This window comes from Calditrichia bacterium, assembly GCA_020634975.1.
Lineage (GTDB): Bacteria > Calditrichota > Calditrichia > RBG-13-44-9 > J075 > JACKAQ01.
Genome location: JACKAQ010000002.1, coordinates 208,179 through 224,852 on the forward strand (window position 1 = coordinate 208,179; position 16,674 = coordinate 224,852).

General features: G+C 44.9%; 17 protein-coding genes, 1 tRNA gene and 1 other RNA gene. 16 read left to right on the forward strand and 3 right to left on the reverse strand.

Annotated features, from left to right (window positions below; genetic code table 11):
- Nucleotides 1-51 precede the first annotated feature (51 nt).
- On the forward strand, nt 52-279 hold the full coding sequence (locus H6629_15140; GenBank protein ID MCB9069131.1) for a hypothetical protein: 228 nt from the start codon (nt 52-54) through the stop codon (nt 277-279).
- Nucleotides 280-455: 176 nt separating this feature from the next.
- A complete protein-coding gene (locus tag H6629_15145) occupies nt 456-1,577 on the forward strand; it encodes a hypothetical protein (protein MCB9069132.1) in 1,122 nt (373 codons plus the stop codon).
- Here H6629_15145 and H6629_15150 read toward each other — a convergent pair.
- Genes H6629_15150 through H6629_15160 form a run of 3 tightly spaced genes read right to left on the reverse strand, consistent with a single transcriptional unit; the run spans nt 1,574 to nt 4,327 of the window.
- Entirely contained in the window at nt 1,574-2,890 is a 1,317-nt protein-coding gene (locus H6629_15150) for an MATE family efflux transporter (GenBank protein MCB9069133.1), read from the reverse strand. The genes H6629_15145 and H6629_15150 overlap by 4 nt on opposite strands.
- A gap of 10 nt (nt 2,891-2,900) precedes the next feature.
- Entirely contained in the window at nt 2,901-3,896 is a 996-nt protein-coding gene (locus tag H6629_15155) for a glycosyltransferase (GenBank protein ID MCB9069134.1), read from the reverse strand.
- On the reverse strand, nt 3,896-4,327 hold the full coding sequence (locus H6629_15160) for a gamma-glutamylcyclotransferase (GenBank protein MCB9069135.1): 432 nt from the start codon (nt 4,325-4,327) through the stop codon (nt 3,896-3,898). Before H6629_15160 ends, H6629_15155 begins: the two co-directional genes overlap by 1 nt.
- A 313-nt stretch (nt 4,328-4,640) precedes the next feature.
- On the opposite strand from H6629_15160, the gene H6629_15165 reads away from it, so the two are divergent.
- The 14 genes from H6629_15165 (at nt 4,641) to folD (ending at nt 16,666) form a co-directional block, all read left to right on the forward strand.
- On the forward strand, nt 4,641-5,366 hold the full coding sequence (locus H6629_15165) for a DUF2927 domain-containing protein (protein ID MCB9069136.1): 726 nt from the start codon (nt 4,641-4,643) through the stop codon (nt 5,364-5,366).
- A gap of 94 nt (nt 5,367-5,460) precedes the next feature.
- Nucleotides 5,461-5,534: transfer RNA gene (locus tag H6629_15170), tRNA-Val, on the forward strand.
- 99 nt (nt 5,535-5,633) lie between these two features.
- Nucleotides 5,634-7,571, forward strand: a complete 1,938-nt coding sequence (thrS, locus tag H6629_15175) for a threonine--tRNA ligase (protein MCB9069137.1) — start codon at nt 5,634-5,636, stop codon at nt 7,569-7,571.
- A gap of 16 nt (nt 7,572-7,587) precedes the next feature.
- A complete protein-coding gene (locus tag H6629_15180) occupies nt 7,588-8,106 on the forward strand; it encodes a translation initiation factor IF-3 (GenBank protein ID MCB9069138.1) in 519 nt (172 codons plus the stop codon).
- Nucleotides 8,107-8,187: 81 nt separating this feature from the next.
- Nucleotides 8,188-8,385, forward strand: coding sequence for a 50S ribosomal protein L35 (gene rpmI / locus H6629_15185; GenBank protein ID MCB9069139.1), 198 nt, complete (start codon nt 8,188-8,190; stop codon nt 8,383-8,385).
- Between the two features lie 63 nt (nt 8,386-8,448).
- Nucleotides 8,449-8,796 (forward strand): 50S ribosomal protein L20, encoded by a 348-nt coding sequence (rplT, locus tag H6629_15190; protein MCB9069140.1) that lies wholly within the window; start codon nt 8,449-8,451, stop codon nt 8,794-8,796.
- Between the two features lie 131 nt (nt 8,797-8,927).
- Nucleotides 8,928-9,908, forward strand: a complete 981-nt coding sequence (gene pheS, locus H6629_15195; GenBank protein MCB9069141.1) for a phenylalanine--tRNA ligase subunit alpha — start codon at nt 8,928-8,930, stop codon at nt 9,906-9,908.
- Between the two features lie 67 nt (nt 9,909-9,975).
- Entirely contained in the window at nt 9,976-12,354 is a 2,379-nt protein-coding gene (locus H6629_15200) for a phenylalanine--tRNA ligase subunit beta (protein MCB9069142.1), read from the forward strand.
- 3 nt (nt 12,355-12,357) lie between these two features.
- Nucleotides 12,358-12,633, forward strand: coding sequence for a hypothetical protein (locus H6629_15205; GenBank protein ID MCB9069143.1), 276 nt, complete (start codon nt 12,358-12,360; stop codon nt 12,631-12,633).
- A gap of 31 nt (nt 12,634-12,664) precedes the next feature.
- Nucleotides 12,665-12,988: a cell division protein ZapA gene (locus tag H6629_15210; GenBank protein ID MCB9069144.1), complete on the forward strand. Its 324-nt coding sequence runs from the start codon at nt 12,665-12,667 to the stop codon at nt 12,986-12,988.
- 2 nt (nt 12,989-12,990) lie between these two features.
- Nucleotides 12,991-13,173: non-coding RNA, 6S RNA (ssrS, locus tag H6629_15215), on the forward strand.
- A gap of 184 nt (nt 13,174-13,357) precedes the next feature.
- Nucleotides 13,358-14,911, forward strand: a complete 1,554-nt coding sequence (gene rny / locus H6629_15220) for a ribonuclease Y (protein ID MCB9069145.1) — start codon at nt 13,358-13,360, stop codon at nt 14,909-14,911.
- 83 nt (nt 14,912-14,994) lie between these two features.
- Nucleotides 14,995-15,795: a TIGR00282 family metallophosphoesterase gene (locus H6629_15225; protein MCB9069146.1), complete on the forward strand. Its 801-nt coding sequence runs from the start codon at nt 14,995-14,997 to the stop codon at nt 15,793-15,795.
- Entirely contained in the window at nt 15,785-16,666 is an 882-nt protein-coding gene (gene folD / locus H6629_15230; GenBank protein ID MCB9069147.1) for a bifunctional methylenetetrahydrofolate dehydrogenase/methenyltetrahydrofolate cyclohydrolase FolD, read from the forward strand. The genes H6629_15225 and folD overlap by 11 nt, the downstream gene beginning before the upstream one ends.
- The last annotated feature ends 8 nt before the right edge of the window (nt 16,667-16,674 follow it).

Here is a 16,674-nt window from a genome sequence, read left to right on the forward strand (position 1 = left end):
GAATTTTACTATCATCGTGTACGTAAACATCAACAAATGGCAGGGGTAAGCATGCAGTCACAGGGGAATTGGTCGATCGAATACAGCCATTCAGAGGGCACCTTTCATATTGGCAGAACCGCGGAAATGCTCCAGCGGAATATTTTGTCGATATCTACCGGCAAACCGGTTGAATATATTTGCGTCGGTATTTTCCCTTCCCGGGAACAGGCTGTCGACGCCATTTTGGAATTTCGCCGAAACCGCATTCCAGGTTACACGATGTCTCTGCCATTTTAGCGGAAACGCCCCACTTTTGAAAGCTGTAAATTATTATTTTTGCGCAACATCACACCTGTTATTTCTGTGCCCGGTTAAACTAAAAAACTGATTCCGGACTGTGGAAAAATTCTATTCTGCTCGATCCGCATTGTGGTTTTTTCTAAATATTGATCATTTGAAACCCCGAAGAATAAATGAAAACCAACCTTATTTTTTACGCCGTTGCTGTTGTTTTGATCGTTTTTTTGTTGATAACGTTTTTTCGATTGCGCAAAAAAATTGCCGGAGACGTTCGAAAAGGCATCCGGATTGCGATTGAAAAAGGCACCGTAAAACTGATCGTTCCCAAAATGAAATCTACATACAAGTTGCTGATGGGACCGCAAGAATACGAACGCCAGCGCCGCAAACTGGAGGGCAAATTGCTCGTTTTGGAACCATTGGTGGATGAGGTGAAAACGGTCATTCGCAAACAAAAAGAAGTTCAATCGGTAGAGGAAGCGGTGTATTTTACCGGATATCATCCCAAAATGGTGCCGGTTGGTAAATGGCAATTATTTGTGTGTTACATGCACGTCAAATCCGCAGTTTCGGCAATGCGAAAAGATGTGATTTCATTTATCGACGATGTTGATCATCAAATTCCGCCGGTGGTCAGCCATAAAGAAGCCTGGCTGAAATTTGGCACTAAAATTACCCTCATTCCCAAAGCACCGGGACTGGTTTTTAACCCGCCGATTGTTACCTGCTGGTGGTCGGACGATTTGAACAGGGCTCATTTTTACGTTCGCGGCAAACGCGAAAGCGTCAACCGGGAAGTGAAAGGCGAGTTGAGTGCGTTTGTGGGGTTGGTTCAGGTGGCTTCGTTGCCGTTCACCATCAAATTTTATGAGAGTAAAAGCCATCCGCAATTGTCATTCCGCGATTACGATATGAGCCACGCAAAAATGTATCGCAACATTATTGCATCGTTTGCGCTGGAAGATAGCGAAGCGCTGCACCATTTGCTGAATGCGTTGGTGGCGACCGGTGACGAAGGCTTGATCAACAGCATCCTTCAGCGAGATCAGGCTGATTGGCTCAAAAAAAGCAAACGGCTGATGCTTTCAGCCGAATCGTTTCAACTGTTTTGGTCGCAATATTCGGCAGTTTGTCCGGTCGTGCGGCAGGAATGGGAATTTGCAAAACAGATCGAAACCCAACGCGACGGCCGGTTTGTTCGCCCGATTTATTGGGAAACCCCGTTTCCGGTTCCGCCGCCGGAATTGCCCTCCGCTGATTTTACTTTTGCTCCGGTTCGCGAAATGCGGGATTAATTGTCGCCCGCGGTTGACAACCAGATTCGCATCCGAAATTTTGCGTAAATCCACAGCGAAACACCTCTGGCAAGCATGAAAATGGTCATCGCAAGCCACAGCGCATGATTCCCGAGAACATCCCGAAACAGCCAATAAACCGGCAAATAAAATATAAATGTGCAGATCAGCATTGCGTTGCGCAACGCCTTTCCATCAGTTGCGCCGATAAAAATGCCATCCCAAATATAGCTGAATCCGTTGATGAGCGGCGCGATCGCAACCCAGCCGATAAACGGCATCGCCAGATCAGCAAGGTGCGTTTTATCTGTAAAAATGAAAATCAGATCGCGATAGAAAATGTAATAAAAACAAGATGTTATGGCACCCAATCCCATCGACCAGAAAAAGCTGAGCCGAATCACTTCCCGCAACGATTTGCGGTTTCGTTCGCCGATAAATTTACCGATCAAGCTTTCTGCGGCGAAAGCAAATCCATCAGTGCCGTATGCGAGAATGAGCAAAAGCTGCATCAAAATGGTGTTCACCGCCAGCAGATCGTCGCCGAATTCCGCGGATTGCGCGGTAAAATAGGCTAACGCAAAAACCAGGCATATCGTGCGGATAAAAATATCGCGATTGATTTGCAAATACCGCCGGAACGTTTCCGATTTAAAAATGGCACTGCGCGTAACCGATCGCCAGTCCGGTTGGTAACCGCGAAACAATAAAAATAATCCGGCAATCAGCGACAAATATTGCGCGCAAACGGTGCCGAGCGCCACGCCATCGGAATTCATCGCGAAAAACCGCACAAAAATAACGCTGAAAACAATATTTGTAAGGTTCACAAAAACAGAGAGATAGAGCGGGAATTTCGCATTTTGCATTCCCAAAAACCAACCGTTAAGCACAAACAACGCCAGTGTTGCAGGCGCAGCAGTCATGCGGATGTAAAAATAGCGGCTGGCAAAATGTTCGACATCCGAAGATGCGTCGATCAGATAAAAACTGAGCTTGGCGGCTGGCACCTGAACCGCCATCAACAGTAGCGCGGAAATCCCGGCCACTACCAATGCCCGTGCCAAAATCAGCGACATTTCCGGCTGATTTTTTTCGCCGAAAGCCTGCGCTGTCAATCCGGTTGTGCCCATCCGCAGAAACCCGAAACCCCAATAAATAAAGCTGAACATGGCGCTGCCAACTGCCACTGCGCCGAGAAAATGGGTGTCGTCCAATCGCCCGACGAGCGCTGTATCAACCGAGCTGAGCAGCGGCACAGTAAGGTTGCTTAGGATGTTGGGAATTGCCAGACGGAGAATTTGCCGGTTCATGCTGTCGTATTTAAAGTGCTGAAATTATTTTATTTAGGTGGTCGATGTTTTCAAAATGATGCACGTCGCTCCCGGTCAATTCTTTCAGACAGCCAATGGTGGGAACGATCACTGTTTTGTGGTAACTCCGCGCCAAAACCACGCCGCCGGATTGTAAAATATCGCGATAATTGAAGATGACAGTATCAACAGCGTTGAAAAATAACGGCACTTCTGTTTCGGGAATGTGCGCTGTAATGATGTGGATATTTGCAGCGCGATCGGCGATAATTTTCAGCGCGTGGGCATATTCCTTTCCTTCGCGTTTGACGCTCCCGGCGATGACCAGCACTTTGTCCGGGTTCATTTTTTCGAAAATTTCAGCAACTTCCAGAATACCTTTATATGGAGCGATGTATCCGAACATCAAAAAAATGCGTTGCTTGGTGGAAAATCGTAAATTGGGAAATTGTTCGGCAAGCAGTGTTTTTGCGCGATCAGCAGGCAAAATTTGGGCAGGGTAGGGCGGGTGTTCAACTACAAAAAAACGGTGCGCCGGGATGCCCAATTCTTTTGATACGGGCTGGATTGCAGATTTACAGTGAACGTGTATTTTCTGTGGAAATTTGCTCCAAATTTTTCTCAGAAATCGATTAATGCGCAGCCATTTTCCGCTGTGCGGCAAACGGTTGTGTACTGTCCAGACAATTTTCCCGCCAAAAAAGCGGTAAATCCCCAAAATCGTAAACTTCCAAAAAACATTGAGTAAGCCCGGAAAATCGCGACACTCGAACCAGTGATGATGAACCACGGATTGCTCACCGGATAATCGTCGCAGAATAATTGCTAATGGCACAATTGAGAAGCTCTGCACGGCAACCGGCGAATTTTTGTCGAGCAAATTTCCGTAAAGCAATTGCAAATAGGTGTTGTGTCGGGAAAATTTTTCGATATCGGGAATGACATAAATTTTCCCGACAGACGGGGAAATAGACCGGTATAAATTGAGCAACGCAGTTTCGCTCATCAGCGCGCCTTCCGCATGCAGTGATTCACATAATCGCCATCAGGAATCGGGATCATATTTTCAATTTCACGATGATACAGATAAACCCACGCACGGACAATGTGATTCCCCAATTTTACGGTGCATTGCCTGCGAACATATTCCGGCGCTGGCCCGTTGCATGATTCGTATTCATCTAAAATACGCAATAATTCAAGATATGTCGAAGGGTTCAATGCGTAGATTTCTCCAACAACCCGGTTCTCGGGATCGGTTGCGGCAATGGCTGCCGGATAATTTCCCAGATCAAACAATTTTCCACACAAAAATCCCCGTCCCAAAATCTGGGCATGCATATTTAAAAATTGTTGATATGAATTTTCGGAAAATTCGCTACGCAATGTGCCATAAACAAATAAGAGCGTTTCTTCCGGGAATGGGAATTTTTGCATTTTTTAATTCAAATAAATTGAGATTAACAGATAAAATTAAAGCGATAAAAATAATGTGATATCGTTTGCTGAGCAAGTGAATTACCGGTCATTTTGCAATATGGGACATCATATTTATCGAAAAAAACATTTGGAAAAAAAGTTCTGAAACAATATTATTAAAAGTTTTGCGACAGAATTTAATTTTTACAAATAACGGATTTTCAAAAATCAGTTTTTCACCAAAATTGGCGATAAATGGAATTAGAAATTGAAAACAGGATGTTTTACAGTGACTAATAAATGGTGGTTTAAATACTTGTTGTTATTGAGGTTGACAGCTTTTGTTTCAATTGCCGGATTGTTCGCATGTGCCGGCAATTCGCCAAACACGTTGCTGTCTCAGCCGAAAATAGATAAAGCTGTTGGTAACACTGTAAAAAATTCAGATTACAACATTTTACAGTATGATGATTTGGATTATTTCTCAGAAATTGCATTTGGCTCTGAGTATGGTTTCAGCAATTATGAAATCAAAAAATGGGAGAATGATGTTGAATTGCAGGTGATGGGGCATCCGACACAGCAGGATATTGCTGCCCTTGCTGCGGTAATCGCCGATCTGAACCAATTGATTAGCCCCAACTTGCACATCACTTTGGTGGAAAATGGCGGAAACGCGGAAATTCATTTTATTCCGCATTCGGAATTTTACCAATTTGAGCTTCCCGGATTGTTGTTTTACGGTGGTTTTTTCCGGAATTGGTGGCAGGCAAACGGGGAAATTTATCGCGGGTTGGTTGTTATCGGAACGGATAAAACGGATCAAGAACTCCGAACACATTTGATTCGTGAAGAATTAACCCAAATGTTGGGTTTGATGAATGATTCAGTAAAATACCCGGACAGCATTTTTTTTCAGGCCAACAGTTTGACCGATAAATTTTCGGCGCTGGACATGCGATTGATCCGCTATTTATACAGCAACGCAATTCAGCCGGGAATGAACATGAACGAAGTTCGAAATCGCCTAAAAAATGCCCTGGCAAAAACCAACTGAAACCTTGTGAAAACAACAGCTTCATTTTTAATTTACACTTGCATTTACAGACCTTGTCTTGTATATTCCTCGCCACTTAAAGTGGTATAAAAAAGGGGCTGTAGCTCAGCTGGTTAGAGCGCCACGTTGACATCGTGGAGGTCATCAGTTCGACTCTGGTCAGCCCCACTCATGCAAGCCACGAATCTGCTGTTCGTGGCTTTGCTCAATTGAGCCTTTACTGTTATTTTAAATGAGTTTACGTAGTTACAAATGATGAATCAGCAAATTAAAATCAGCTTTCCGGACGGTAATCAGCGCGAATTTGATTCGGGTATTACCGGCGGCGAAATCGCCAAATCAATCAGCGGCAAGCTGGCAAAAGTTGCACTTGCTGTTAAATTCAACGGAAAGGTTTTGGAGCTTTGGCGTCCATTAGACCAAGACGGCGAGTTGCAAATCCTGACGTTTGATGATCCCGAAGGAAAAGAAGTTTTTTGGCACAGTACCGCGCATTTGATGGCACAGGCTATCAAGCGGAAATATCCGAAGGCGCAGTTGGGCATCGGTCCGCCAATTGACGGCGGCTTTTATTATGATATTGATCTCGATCAGGCGATTACCCCTGAAGATTTTGACGCACTCGAATCTGAAATGGCCGCTATCGTCGATAAAGATTTCCCAATTAACCGCGATGTGTTGAGCCGGAGTGATGCGCTTGATTTTTTCAAAAAGCATAACGAAGAACTCAAGCTCGAACTGATTAACGATTTGCCTGAAGATTCAACGATTACTGCATATTCGCAGGGGGAATTTACAGATCTTTGTCGTGGACCGCACGTGCCTTCGACCGGAAAACTGGGAAAGCATTTCAAGCTTCTCAGCGTTGCCGGCGCGTATTGGCGTGGTGATGAAAAACGGCAGCAACTGCAACGTATTTACGCTACAAATTATCCCAAACGGCAGATGCTGGACGAGCATCTCCGGCGAATTGAAGAGGCAAAAAAACGCGACCACAGAAAGCTTGGTAAAGAACTGGATTTATTCAGTTTTCATTCCGAAACGGCAGGTGCCGGGTTTGCATATTGGCATCCGAAAGGTGCTCTGGTTCGCACAACTATTGAAAATTTTCTGCGCGATGAACAGGAAAAGCGTGGTTATGAATTTGTGGTCAGCCCTCATATTGTTTCCGCTGAATTGTATAAAACCAGCGGTCACTATGACTGGTTTTTGGAAAATATGTATCCGATGACCATCGAAGGTGAGGAATATTTCATCAAGCCGATGAATTGTCCCTGCCACATTAAAATATTTGAAACCAAACTGCACAGTTACCGGGATTTACCGGTTCGGCTGGCAGAATTCGGTACTGTTTATCGGTACGAAAAAAGTGGTGTGTTGCACGGTTTGTTGCGTGTTCGCGGATTTACTCAGGACGATGCTCACATTTTTTGCACCGAAGAACAATTGAATGATGAAATTGTTGGTGTGCTCGATTTGCTCGAATTTGTGATGCAGAAATTTGGATTCACCGAGTATAAAATTGAGCTCAGCGTTTGGGATCCCGAAAATACTGCAAAATACGCCGGCGAAGCCAGTGAATGGGATCGCGCTGAACAAGCGTTGGTAGAGGCATTGAGTGGCAAAGGATGGGATTACACCCGTCACGAAGGCGAAGCTGCTTTTTACGGACCCAAAATCGATGTAAAAGTTGTTGATGCACTCGGGCGTTTGTGGCAATGCGGCACGGTTCAGTTTGATTTTAACCTGCCCCGCCGTTTTAAATTGAAATATATCGGAACTGATGGCAATTCACACATGCCATATATGGTCCACCGGGCTTTGGTCGGATCGATCGAGCGATTCGTCGGTGTGCTGGTCGAAAACTATGGCGGTCAATTTCCGCTGTGGCTGGCGCCGGTGCAGGCAGTTTTGATGCCGATTACGGATCGTCATTTGCCATATGCCCGTCAACTGGCTGAAGAGCTGCATCAAAAAGGTCTTCGCGTGGAAGTTGACGATCGTAATGAGAAAGTCGGTTTCAAAATTCGCGAAGCTGAAGTGATGAAAATCCCGTATATGCTGGTTGTCGGCGATAAAGAAGTTGAAGATCAGCAGGTATCGGTTCGTCACAAAGGCGAAGGTAACCTTGGTTCCATGCCGGTTGCAGCATTAGCCGATCGGTTGGTTCATGAGATCGAGAACAAAGTTATTTATTCATCATAACACACAGGAGTAAAGTATTAACAAAAAGAACGATACGACCCGGATTAACAACCAGATTCGCGTACCACAGGTAAGGGTCATTGGTCATGACGGGGAACAGTTGGGAATTATGAATACCCGCGACGCAATGAAAGCTGCATTGGATGTGCGCCTCGATCTGGTTGAAGTTGCGCCAAATGCCTCGCCACCTGTTTGCAGGATCATGGACTTCGGCAAATATCAGTACGAAAAGAACAAAAAAGAGAAAGAAGGACGGAAGAAAACCCATACCGTTACGGTAAAGGAAATTCGCCTGCGTCCCAAGACCGATACCCATGATATGGAAACAAAGATGAAACAGGCAAAAAAGTTTCTGGAGCAGAAAAACAAAGTCAAATTTTCTGTGATATTCAAAGGCCGGGAACTGGCGTATAAAGATATGGGTAGAGTACTCCTGGAAGAAGTGTTAAAAGAACTTGAAGAAGATGGTGTCATCGAACAGCCGATTAAGTTGGAAGGGCGACGGATGACCTTGTTATTGAATAGTAAACATTAAAATACACATTTAAACCCTGTTCGCGAAAGATTCACCCCCGACCAGAATCCGGAACGAACGCTAATTGGAAAGGATTACACGATGCCTAAAATGAAATCCAACCGCGGCGCGAAAAAGCGTTTCAAATTGACCGCCAGCGGGAAAGTTAAGCATCGCCGAAATTACAAAAGCCATATTCTGACCAAAAAAAGCACGAAGCGTAAGCGCGATCTTCGCAAATACAAATACGTCCACGATTCGGATGTGCCGCGTGTAAAGGAAATGTTGCTGGCTAGCTAATCTGGCTTCGGCGGTTTTTTATGAATTCAAGATGTAACGATTATTGTAACGGAGAAATTAATCATGCCAAGAGCAAAAAATAATGTCGCAGCACGTAAGCGACACAAAAAAGTAATGAAAATGGCGAAAGGCTATCGCCTGAGCAAAAGCAACCTGTATCGTACCGCAAAAGATACGGTCGAAAAAGGATTGCAATATGCCTATCGCGATCGTCGCCAGAAAAAACGGAGTTTCCGCAGTTTGTGGATTGCCCGTATCAACGCTGCATGCCGTTTGAATGGCACAACTTATTCGCAATTTATGCACGGTTTGAGCGCGATTAATGTTGAACTGGATCGTAAAGCTTTGGCACAAATGGCCATGCACGATCCGGAAGGTTTTAAAGCGTTGGTCGATCAGACAGCTGCCTGAGCCATTCGCTGATTTTGATAAAAAAACAAAATAGGAATCGAGCTGTTCAGGTTTGGTTCCTATTTTTTTTACACCGGGAGATGCCCAGTTGACGGCATTTATTTTTGCACTAAATTCTTGAAAATAACACCATGAAAAATCAAGTATCAGAAGTTCGGGATCAATTTTTAAGAGAAATCCAGTCTGCAAACGACGCTAATTCGCTGGAAGCACTGCGCGTAAAATATTTGGGAAGAAAAGGTTCCGTAACCGGGTTGTTCAAATTGATGGGCAAAGTTTCAGCCGATGAAAGACCCGCTTTCGGAAAATTGCTAAACGAATTGCGCGACGAAGTTGAAACTGCGTTGAAAGAAAAAACCGAACAAGCCGACAGCACACCCAAAACAGCATCCATCGACCTGAGTTTACCGGGACGCAAACCTCGGGTCGGGCGGTTGCACCCGCTGACCCAGATTGCCCGCGAAATCAAACAAATTTTTGGACGAATGGGCTTCAGCATCGCGGAAGGGCCGGAAGTTGAATCGGATTATCTCAACTTTGAATCGCTAAATACGCCCAAATTACATCCTGCGCGATCGATGCAGGATACGTTTTATGTGAGTGCGGAATTGCTGTTGCGAACCCACACTTCGCCGGTTCAGATTCGCACGATGCATGCTAACAAACCGCCAATTCGTATTATTGCGCCGGGCAGGGTGTATCGACGCGATACGCCGGATGCCAGTCACTCACCGGTTTTTCACCAGGTTGAGGGATTGTATATCGACGAAGGTGTAAGCATGGGCGATTTGAAAGCCATTTTGGCAACCTTTGCCCGTGAAATGTTTGGCGAGGAAACAAAAGTTCGCTTTCGCCCAAGCTTTTTCCCGTTTACAGAACCGAGCGCAGAAGTGGATATTTGGTGGGAATCCGCTCGCGGCGGTCGCTGGCTGGAAATTATGGGCTGTGGAATGGTTGACCCGAATGTGCTCGAAATGGCCAATGTCGATCCTGAAAAATATACCGGCTGGGCATTTGGAATGGGAATTGATCGCATTGCAATGCTCAAATATTCGCTAAAAGATATTCGCCTGTTCTTTGATAACGATATGCGTTTTTTAGAACAGTTTTGATGCTTTAAGCGCATTTTAAACAATAGTTTATACACTTGTTCGACTCAAAAAAACAAACGTGATTTAAATGAAAATTTCATACAATTGGCTTAAAGAATTCGTCGATATTGAGATGGACGCCGAAACTCTGGCAGAGCGATTGAGTTTGGTGGGCTTCGAAGTTGACGAAGTAAAAACGCAAAGTTTGGACATTCCCGGTATTGTTATCGGAAAAGTATTGAGCAGAGAAAAACATCCGAATGCAGACAAGCTTTCTGTGTGCAGCGTTGATGTTGCAGATGGCGAACCACTGTCCATTATTTGCGGTGCACCGAATGTTGCTGCGGGACAAACCGTCATCGTTGCCAAAATAGGCGCAACACTGCCGATCGGGCTAACAATTCGCAAAGCCAAAATTCGAGATATCGCATCCCACGGGATGATTTGTTCGCAGGAAGAATTGGGGCTGGCTGAAAAATCTGACGGTATATGGGTGCAAAATGACAATCTGGTAGCCGGTACGCCGTTGGCGAAAGCGCTCAATTATGAAACGGATTACATTCTGGATATCGGCGTAACGCCCAATCGTCCGGATGGATTGAACCATATTGGCATCGCCCGCGAAGTTGCGGCGATTTGCGGTAAACAACTACACATCCCGACACCAAAATTTCATGAATCAACAGAAAAAACGGCAGAAAACATTTCGGTCCGAATCGACTGTCCGGAAACTTGTCCGCGATACGCGGCGCGTTTGATTAGAAATGTAAAATTGAGCCCATCTCCGGAATGGATGCAGCGCAGGCTTGACGCCGTCGGAATGCGTCCGATCAATAACGTTGTGGATATTACCAATTACGTCATGTTGGAAACGGGGCAGCCGTTGCACGCGTTTGATTACGATTTGGTTGCCGATGGGCAAATCATTGTCCGAGAATCTCAAAAAGGTGAAAAATTTGTAACACTGGATGACAAAACCCACAAACTGCAGGCTGGTACCGTGCTCATTTGCGATGCGGAAAAACCGGTCGCTTTGGGTGGCATTATGGGTGGTTTAAATTCCGAAGTAAATGCCAAAACCACTAATATTTTGTTGGAAGCTGCCTATTTTCACCCGGAAAATATCCAGCGGAGCCTGCGTTATTTAGGAATGAATTCCGAAGCCTCAATGCGATTTGAACGCGGTGTCGATCCCAACGGAACGCTGCACGCCCTTTCCCGGGCAACGGAATTGCTGATCGCGTACGCTGGAGGAGAAGCTTCAACCGGCGCAGTGGATGAATATCCGAATCCCGTTCATCCCGCAACAATTGAACTCGATGTTCATAAAATCAACCGCTTGCTCGGCACTAACCTCGATGCTGGCTTGATGACGCAACTTCTTGAAAAAATAGAAATTACAAAAAATGGAAATCAGGTGATTGCACCAACCTTCCGGCCCGATTTGGAGCGCGTTGCGGACATCGCAGAAGAAGTTGCCCGGCTTTACGGTTACGAAAATATCGAAGAAGTGGTATCGACGCCAGTTGCCTACCGACGTCTGTCAAATCCCTTTGATGATTTTGTGGATACTGTAAAAGATATTTTGACTGGCACCGGATTGCAGGAAGTTGTGACCAATAGTTTGATCAATTCTGAAGAATATACCAAATTGACCGGTGATCCGATTTACACTGTGCTCAATCCCTTAAATGCGGATTTAGACGGGTTGCGTAACAACCTGATTCCCGGTTTGCTGAACGTTGTTCGTCACAACTTGTATCGCCAGCGTCGCGACCTGGCAATTTTTGAAATCAGCCGGGTTTTTCACCATCCCGGATCGCTCGTGGAACGGGCAAGAGAAGAGTTACATCTGGCAATAATACTCAGCGGCAAGCGTGAAGGCGACAACTGGCTGGCATCATCTGATGAGTATAATTTCTATGATATTAAAGGATTTGTGGAGTTTTTGGGTGACAAGATTTCGCTTGACAACTTTGCATTTATTCCGTATGATAACCCATTGGTGGAAACACAAAGTGTCAAATTAAATCTGGGAAATCGGGAGGTTGGTTTTCTCGGTAAGCTAGGAAAATCGATCCAAAAGTATTATGACATTGAACATCCGGTGTTTGTTGCGCAGCTAAATCTTGAAACGCTTTTCGAAAGTTACGGTAAAACTTTCCAATATCAGGATCTGCCCCGTTACCCGTTTGTCGAACGCGATTTGGCACTCATTTTGGCAAACGACATTCAAACAGGAGATGTGTTGCAAACCATTCAGAAATCTGGTGGAAAGTTGCTAAAAGATACCTCTGTATTTGATGTTTATGCCGGAAAACAAATTGAATCAGGGTTGAAAAGTGTTGCATTTCGGTTGATATTTCAATCGAACGAAAAAACGCTTACAGAACAAGAAGTTAACACTGTTTTTGATAAAATTTTAAATGCAGTGACTAAATTGCATGATGCAAAATTAAGAACCTGATATATGCCTCAGCCAGAAGAAACAACTATGGATCGCTTGTTCAACAAAGTCGACGCTTTGCTGAAATTGGTTGAAAATCTTAAGGCTGAAAATACTTTACTGAAAAAAAAAATAGCTGAAATACAGCGACATCCGAAAACCAATCCGGATGATAGCGAAACGAATGACAAAGAATTGAGCCACCTGAAAAAAGAAAACAAACTGCTGAAGGAGAGAGAGAAGCTAATCAAAAACAAGGTTGAACGGCTTATGGTCAAACTTGAAAATATTGAAAGTTAGCGGGGTCCGAAAGCGTATTTGGGAATCTAAAATGAGCAAAGACAGAGATCTGCATTCTATAAAAGTTGAAATATCGGGAGATACTTACCTTCTAAAATCCGACAAAAATCCCGAACACGTTGCAGCAATTGCCAAGTATGTCAATGACAAAATTCGTACGTTTACGATCAAATCGGCTGTTAAATCCCCAACAAAAATTGCGGTATTGGCAGCCCTGAATATATCAGAAGAACTTTTGGAATTGCGCGAAAAATATGCAAAATTGATCGGGCAATTGGAGCTGTACGAAAAGCAAAGCAAAGATGTTTCCGATACGATTGATGAAGTTTTAAGTGATTCGATAAATAGCAATTAAAAAAATCCCTGCACCGGTTCTGGTGTCGTATTTGGAAGAACCAACACTATTATATTGGGAGTTTGACTCTATACGCCTATTGCAAACCTTCCTCGTTAGAAGGCAGCATGAATCGTTTAGGCAGGCACCCACTGTGTAAAATTGGAAGGTTCTTCTCAAATCCGCTGGAACTCTGCAGGGTTTTTTATTTTAAAAAGTTCGTGTTCGCATATGAACAGATTATTTCTTATTTTTGGCTTAACTTAAAAACTGATATTATTTTTATGTTTTTGTTTGAATGGCGACAAAATTCAGTTTTTAAGTTGACCCAAAATTACTGAAATTCAAGCGACAACAGAAACGACGGAAATAAACGGAGGAAACGAACAAATGCTCATAGCCCTGGCGTTGGTAATTGGTATTGTTTTGGGCGGAGCCGGAATATTTTTATATCTGAAATCAACTTCCAATAAAACATTACTGAATGCGCAACAACAAGCAACTGCAATTTTGGCTGATTCGCATAAAGAAGTCGAATCTTTAAAAAAAGAAAAGTTGTTTGAAGCTGAAGAAGAAATTTTTGAACTAAAACAAAAACTGGAACTTGAGTACGAAAAACGACGCGACGGTCTGAAAGATACGGAAAAATCGCTCGACCAAAAGGAATTGGAAATCGATCGTAAGGCCGAAATTGTCAGTAAAAAAGAGATAGAATTACTGAAGTTGGAAGATCAGCTTCGTGGCGAACAGCGAGAACTACGAGAGAAATCCACTGAATTAGCGCAAAAGTTGAATGAACAGACACAAAAATTGGAAGAAATATCCGGTCTCAACCGTGAACAGGCACGTGAACTGATTGTTTCGGAAATGCGGGCAGCCGCAGAAGAAGAAGGGCAACGCGTTGCTCATACTATTTTGGAGCAATCGCGATTGGAAGCACGGCGGAAAGCGCAGGAAATTATCATTCAGGCGATTCAGCAAATTGCAGCTCAACAATCGGTTGAAGCTACGGTTTCAGTTGTGGAGTTGCCAAATGATGATATGAAGGGAAGAATCATCGGACGCGAAGGCCGAAATATTCGTGCATTCGAATTAACAACAGGTGTGGATGTCATTATCGATGATACTCCGGATATCGTTGTGTTGTCTTCCTACAATTCCTACCGGCGGGAAATTGCCAAACGGTGTTTGGAAAAATTGATTCACGACGGCAGGATTCACCCCGCGCGTATCGAAGAAGTAAAAGAGAAAACCGAAGAAGAAATGAAAGAATCGGTTCGCGAAATTGGTGAGCAAACCCTTCTCGAACTTGGCATTCACGGTGTTGCCCCGGAGTTGACGGAGATTGTGGGGAAATTGCAATACCGGACTTCATACGGACAAAATGTTCTGGCTCATTCGGTTGAAGTTGCGCATTTGTGCGGCATCATCGCTGCAGAATTGGGTATCGATGCGCGTTTGGCGCGTCGCGCCGGAATTATGCACGATATCGGAAAAGGGCTGGATAATCACGCCGACGCCAATCACGCAAAGCTCGGCGCCGACTGGTTACGAAAATATAACGAGCATGAATATGTTGTTAATGCCGCAGAAGCCCATCACAACGAGCGCGATGTAACCAACGTTTACACGATTATTGTGATGGCATGCGACGAAATATCGGCAAACCGTCCGGGTGCCCGGCGTGAATCGCTGGAATCATTCATCAAGCGAATGGAACAACTGGAAAATATCGCCGCAGAATTTACCGGCGTTCAGCGGGCATACGCGATTCAAGCGGGTCGAGAAATACGGGTAATTGCTGATACATCGCATCTTGACGACGCCAAAGCACGCGAGCTTGCCCGAAATATTGCCAAACAAATTCAACTGCAAGTTGAATTTCCCGGTCAAATAAAAGTGACCGTGATCCGCGAGTTCCGCGCCTATAATTTTGCAACCTAATCCGCAGATATCAAATATGAATACCGGACGACTGACAGTGATAATTGGCAGTCGTCCGGAAATTTTTAAAACAGATTGAATCCATGAGAATATTATTTATTGCAGACCTTGTCGGCGAAGAAGCCGTCGGGCTGGTTGGTGATTTAATTCCTCGAATCCGGCAACGATACAAAGTTGATTTTACGATAGTAAACGGTGAAAATGCTGACAAAGGCAAAGGGATTACCGTTAAACAAATTAAGCGCCTGCAGGAAGTCGGCGTCGATTGCCTCACCTCCGGAAACCATATTTGGGAACCCCGAAAACGCGATGTGCTGATCGATTTTAGCGGTTATTTGTTGCGTCCGCTAAATTATCCACCCGGAAACGTTGGTGTCGGCTCGCATGTTTTTCAAGCCGCAAACGGTGCCAAAGTAGCGGTGATGAACCTACAGGGACGCAGTTTTATGTATTCAATTGATTGCCCGTTTCGCGCAGCTGAAAAAGAAGTCAAACGGCTTCGCAGTGAAACGCCCATCATTTTTGTGGATTTTCATGCGGAAGCCAGCGCCGAAAAAGTAGCGCTTGGCTGGTTTCTCGATGGCAGCGTGAGCGCCGTTGTCGGCACACATACCCATGTCCAAACCGCCGATGAACGCGTGTTGCCAAAAGGCTGTGCATACATTACAGATGCAGGTATGTCCGGCCCGGAAGATTCCGTAATCGGGATGGAAGTGCAGCGGGCAATTGAGCGGTTTATGTTGACATCGCATGTTTATTATGCGGTTGCAAAAAGTAAAATACGGTTGAACGGATTAATCATCGATGTTGATGAAACAACCGGAAAAGCGTCGCACATCGAGCGGCTGAATTTCACGAAAGAGGAGTTCAATAATGCCGGCTAAAAGAATTGACGGGAAAGAAACCGCAGAATTCGTGCGGAATGAATTGAAATCAAAAGTAGAAGCGCTGTCTTCCGGTGGCAAAACACCCGGTTTGGCTGTTGTTTTGGTTGGTAATAATCCTGCATCGGAAGTGTATGTGCGCAGCAAAGGCAAAGCGGCCGAAAAAGCGGGTATACGTGCCATAACCGAACGTTACGCGGATGATATTTCCGAGGAAAAATTGCTTTCGGTGATTGACCGGCTAAATAACGATCCAGAGTGGAACGGCATTCTGGTTCAGTTGCCGTTGCCGGGACATATCGATGAGCAAAAAGTGATCGAGGCAATTCGCCCGGAAAAGGATGTGGATTGTTTTCACCCGTTCAACGTTGGGCGATTGGTGATTGGGATGTCGGTATTTGATCCCTGCACACCCGCCGGAATTGTGGAATTGTTGCATCGCTATCAGATCGATCCGGCAGGCCAACATGTGGTCATTTTGGGACGCAGCAACATCGTTGGCAAACCGCTGGCGAATCTTCTCGTCCAAAAAGCAAAAGGCGCCAACGCAATTGTCACTGTCGCGCATTCCCGTGCGAAAGATATTGCAGCGTTGACCCGCGAAGCGGATATTCTGGTTGCTGCAATTGGTGTTCCGGAATTTGTGAAAAAAAATATGGTGAAACCCGGTGCAGTGGTTATCGATGTGGGAATCAATCGCGTGGATGCGCCCGAAACAGAAAAAGGCTACAAACTGGTTGGCGATGTGGCGTTTGATGAAGTGTCAGAAATCGCCAGTTTTATTACACCGGTTCCCGGCGGCGTCGGCCCCATGACCATTGCGCTGTTGTTGAAAAATACCGTAAAAGCATTTGAAATTCAGAATGCCTGATCGCAATC